1 protein-coding gene and 1 pseudogene are annotated in these 4,328 nt (G+C 56.6%); one reads left to right on the top strand and one right to left on the bottom strand.

Features of this window, described 5'->3' with window-relative positions; translation table 11 throughout:
* A partial coding sequence (gene gltB, locus VKV18_RS08960; protein ID WP_324203865.1) for a glutamate synthase large subunit occupies positions 1 to 3,750 on the bottom strand: 3,750 nt, incomplete at its 3' end.
* A gap of 213 nt (positions 3,751 to 3,963) precedes the next feature.
* On the opposite strand from gltB, the pseudogene VKV18_RS08955 reads away from it, so the two are divergent.
* Positions 3,964 to 4,328 (top strand): annotated as a pseudogene (locus tag VKV18_RS08955) (proline--tRNA ligase); the annotation flags it as partial.

The following is a 4,328-nucleotide window of genomic DNA, read 5'->3' as shown; positions in this document are numbered from 1 at the left end:
GGCGATGAGCTTATGGTCGAGCACATTTTCTAGGCCGTGGTCTTGCTTCATCACGCAGCGCACCGGCACGTTTTTATCCACCTCCGGCATCGTCAGCAACGGTGTGAGGTCGAGATTATAGGCCTTCCAGTGGTCTATGGCAGGCTGCATATCGAGCATATCCGTCCGGCCTACCATCTCATCTACGGTGCGGAAGCCGAGTTGGGCCATGATCTCTCGTAGCTCCTCGGCCACAAAGAAGAAGAAGTTGATGACATGCTCCGGCTGCCCCGCAAATCGCTGACGCAACACGGGGTCTTGTGTGGCGATACCTACGGGGCAGGTGCCGAGATGACAGACTCGCATCATAATGCAGCCCATGGCCACAAGGGGGGCGCTGGCGAAGCCAAACTCCTCGGCGCCGAGCAGCGCGGCAATAGCCACATCGCGCCCCGTCTTTAGCTGGCCATCGGTCTGCAGACGTACGCGTCCACGCAGGTTGTTCTTCACCAAAACCTGCTGGGTTTCGGCCAGACCTAGTTCCCAAGGGATACCGGCATGCTTAATGCTGGAAAGCGGTGAAGCGCCGGTACCTCCATCGTGCCCGCTTATGAGGATGTGGTCGGCATGTGCCTTTGCAACACCGGCAGCCACCGTCCCCACGCCCACCTCGGCCACCAGCTTCACCGAGATGCGCGCGTTCGGGTTGGCATTTTTCAGGTCGAAAATGAGCTGAGCTAGGTCTTCTATCGAATAGATGTCGTGATGGGGCGGCGGCGAAATAAGCGTAACCCCTGGCGTGGTGTGGCGAATGCGCGCAATGTACTCGTCCACCTTATGCCCGGGCAGCTCCCCGCCTTCACCGGGCTTAGCGCCTTGCGCCATCTTGATCTGCAACTCATCGGCGTTGACGAGATACTCGGTCGTCACGCCGAAACGCGCGGAGGCTACCTGTTTAATGGCGCTACGGCGGCTATCGCCGTTTGGGTCAGGGATGTAGCGCACCGGGTCTTCCCCACCCTCTCCGGTGTTGCTTTTTCCGCCGATACGATTCATTGCAATGGCGAGGGTTTCGTGTGCCTCACGGCTAATGGAGCCTAACGACATGGCTCCGGTCACGAAGCGCTTCACGATCTCTTTGGCCGGTTCAACCTCTTCAATGGGAATGGGGTTGCCAGGCTTGAAGCGGAACAGACCGCGCAAGGTGGCCCGATTCACACTTTGATCGTTGGCCAAACGCGAGAACTCTTTGAAGTCCTTGTAACTCTTGCGCCGAACGGCGATCTGAAGGGCGGCTATGGTGTCGGGATTATACTGATGGTACTCGCCGTAGCGGCGCCATTGGTACTGCCCCCCCGGATCAAGCTCAAGGCTTTCGGGTATCTCTTGGGGCGGATAGGCGTAGTGATGGCGGGCGAGCGCCTCTCGCTGAATCTCTTTTAGCCCAATCCCTCCGAGGCGACTAGGCGTTCCGGTAAAGTAGCGATCCACAAGTTCCTGCCCCAGCCCGATGGCCTCAAATATCTGGGCGCCACGATAGCTTTGCAAAGTGGAGATGCCCATCTTTGCAAAGGTTTTCAGCAACCCCTTGTTCACCGCTTTAATGTAGTTTTTAATGGCCTTTTCGAGGGACAAATCCTGCGGCAGCATCGAGCGCCGATACATATCTTCCAACGTCTCGAAGGCAAGGTAAGGGTTGATGGCGCTGGCTCCGTAGCCGATGAGAAGCGCAAAGTGCATCACCTCGCGCGCCTCTCCCGTCTCGATGATCAACCCGGCCTGCGTGCGGGTACCTTCACGAATTAGATGGTGATGCACCCCCGAAGTGGCCAGCAACGCCGGAATCGGAGCGTGTTCGGCATCTACCTCCCTATCGGAGAGGATAAGGAAGCTTACACCGTCGGCCACCGCACGCGAGGCCTGCTGGCAAAGCCGCTCCATCGCTTTCTCTAGGCCGTTCTCCTCTTTTATAGAGAAAACGGCCGAGAGGGTGATGGCACGGAAATCGGGATGGTTCACATGGCGTAGACGCTCCAACTCCACATTCGTGAGAATGGGCGATTCGAGCCGAAGCATCTTGGCATGTTCCGGCGTGGTGTCGAACAGGTTGCCCTCCCGCCCTATGTAGTCGGTAAGCGACATGACAAGGTCTTCGCGAATGGGGTCAATGGGCGGATTGGTCACCTGGGCAAAGAGCTGTTTGAAGTAGTTGTATAGCAGCTGTGGCCGGTTGGAAAGCACCGCCAATGGGGTGTCGGTGCCCATGGAACCGAGAGGCTGCTCGCCGGTAGTGGCCATAGGTTGAAAGATGAACTTCAAGTCCTCCAACGTATAACCAAAAACGTTTTGGCGCGTAAGGATAGTTTTATGATCTGAAGGCTTTGGTGGCGCTACATCGGGCAGTTGCTGGAGCGTGATACGGTTCTGCTCCAGCCACTGCCGATAAGGATGAGCCGTCGCGATGGTATGTTTTAGTTCCTCATCGCTGATGATACGGCCTTGCTGCAGATCCACCAAGAACATTTTGCCGGGTTGCAGACGCCCCTTTTCGATAATGTGTTCGGGGCCGATGTCAATGACACCGGTTTCGGAGGCCATCACCACAAGATCGTCATCGGTTACCAGATAGCGGGCGGGTCGCAAACCGTTACGGTCGAGGACAGCTCCGATCACGCGGCCATCGGTAAAGGCAACGGCGGCCGGCCCGTCCCATGGTTCCATTAAGCAGGCGTGATATTCGTAAAAGGCCTTTTTATCGGGGTCCATCAAGTCGTTGCCATCCCAAGCTTCAGGAATGAGCATCATCATCGCATGAGGGAGACTACGGCCGCTCAGCGTTAAAACCTCAAGAGCGTTATCTAGAGTCGCCGAGTCGGAACCGGAGCGGTTGACCAACGGCACGATCTTCTTGATGTCCTCTCCGAAAAGCGGCGAACTGAGACGGGCCTCACGCGCACGCATCCAGTTGCGGTTGCCGCGTAGGGTGTTGATCTCTCCGTTATGGGCAAGATAGCGGTAGGGGTGGGCCAAATCCCATGACGGGAAGGTGTTGGTCGAGAATCGCTGATGCACCAGCGCCAATGCGGTGACCATATCGGGCGCATTGAGGTCTTGGTAGAAAGCGGCGATCTGATGGGCAAGCAGAAGCCCCTTATAGACCACAGTACGGCAAGAGAGGCTGCAAACGTAGAAAAAGTTCTCCTGGGGTAGGCGCATTCGTGCGATCTCGTTTTGGACGACCCGTCGAATCACGAACAGCTTGCGCTCGAACGCATCCTCATCGGGCAGTTGTGGGTTTCGTTTGAGGAAAACTTGACGAATGACCGGCTCGCACGAACGCGCCAGCGAGCCGATTTTCGTGTTGTCTACCGGCACATCACGCCATGCAATAACCGGTTGTCCCTCTTCTTGAGCGACACGATTGATGATCTGCTCGTAGCACGCGCGCTCTTCCGCATCGGGTGGCAGAAAGATCATGCCCACACCGTAGTGGCCGGGAGGGGGCAGATCGACTCCCTGTTCGGCAAGCTGCCGTGCAAAGAAGGCATGAGGGATTTGAATAAGAATGCCGGCGCCATCTCCGGTTTCGGGATCACAACCACAAGCCCCGCGATGCACAAGGTTCTGCAGCACGCCTATCCCTTTTTCAATAATGGCGTGCGATTTCTCTCCCTTGATATGCGCTACGAAACCAACCCCACAGGCGTCATGTTCAAATTCGGGGTCGTATAGCCCCTCAGCATGAGGTAACGAGCCAAGTCTCTTCTGCATTCGGTCTGCCTCCGTATGTTCACTTCTTACCACAGCTTTCAAGAGCTGCTGCAAAAGCGAGATCAAAGCGCCGCATCGCGCCCCCAAACTCACCCCAATGTGAAAAGGGAAAAAATGTTAGCACAAGTTTGCCAAGAAAGTCAAGTGTGTTGACGTGCGCGTACGCTGTAGTCTACAATGTTCTCCTTAGCATTTTTGGAGAATGGAGAAACTATGCGCGTCTCACAGCTGTTTGGAGAAACCCTTCGCCACCCGCCGGCAGAAACCGACATCGCCTCGCATCAGCTTCTTCTGCAGGCCGGCTATGTGCGGCAGCTTGCTGCCGGCATCTTCTCTTATCTCCCTCTCGCTTGGCGGGCTGTTCGCAAAATGGAACAGATACTGCGGGAAGAGATGAACGCCATCGGCGGGCAGGAGCTGAACATGCCCGTTGTACATCCGGCCGAACTATGGCAACAGAGCGGGCGCTGGGAAACCATAGACGAAACCATGGTGCGTTTTCGTGACCGACGCGGGCACCCGATGCTGTTGGCAATGACCCATGAGGAGGTGGTGGCGCAACTGGCGGCCTCGGAGAT

Origin of the sequence: Chthonomonas sp. (assembly GCF_035294505.1) — a bacterium.
In the GTDB taxonomy this organism is placed as follows: Bacteria; Armatimonadota; Chthonomonadetes; order Chthonomonadales; family Chthonomonadaceae; genus Chthonomonas.
The sequence above is the reverse complement of the archived record's forward strand: the minus strand, read 5'-3'. Positions and strand labels throughout refer to the sequence as shown.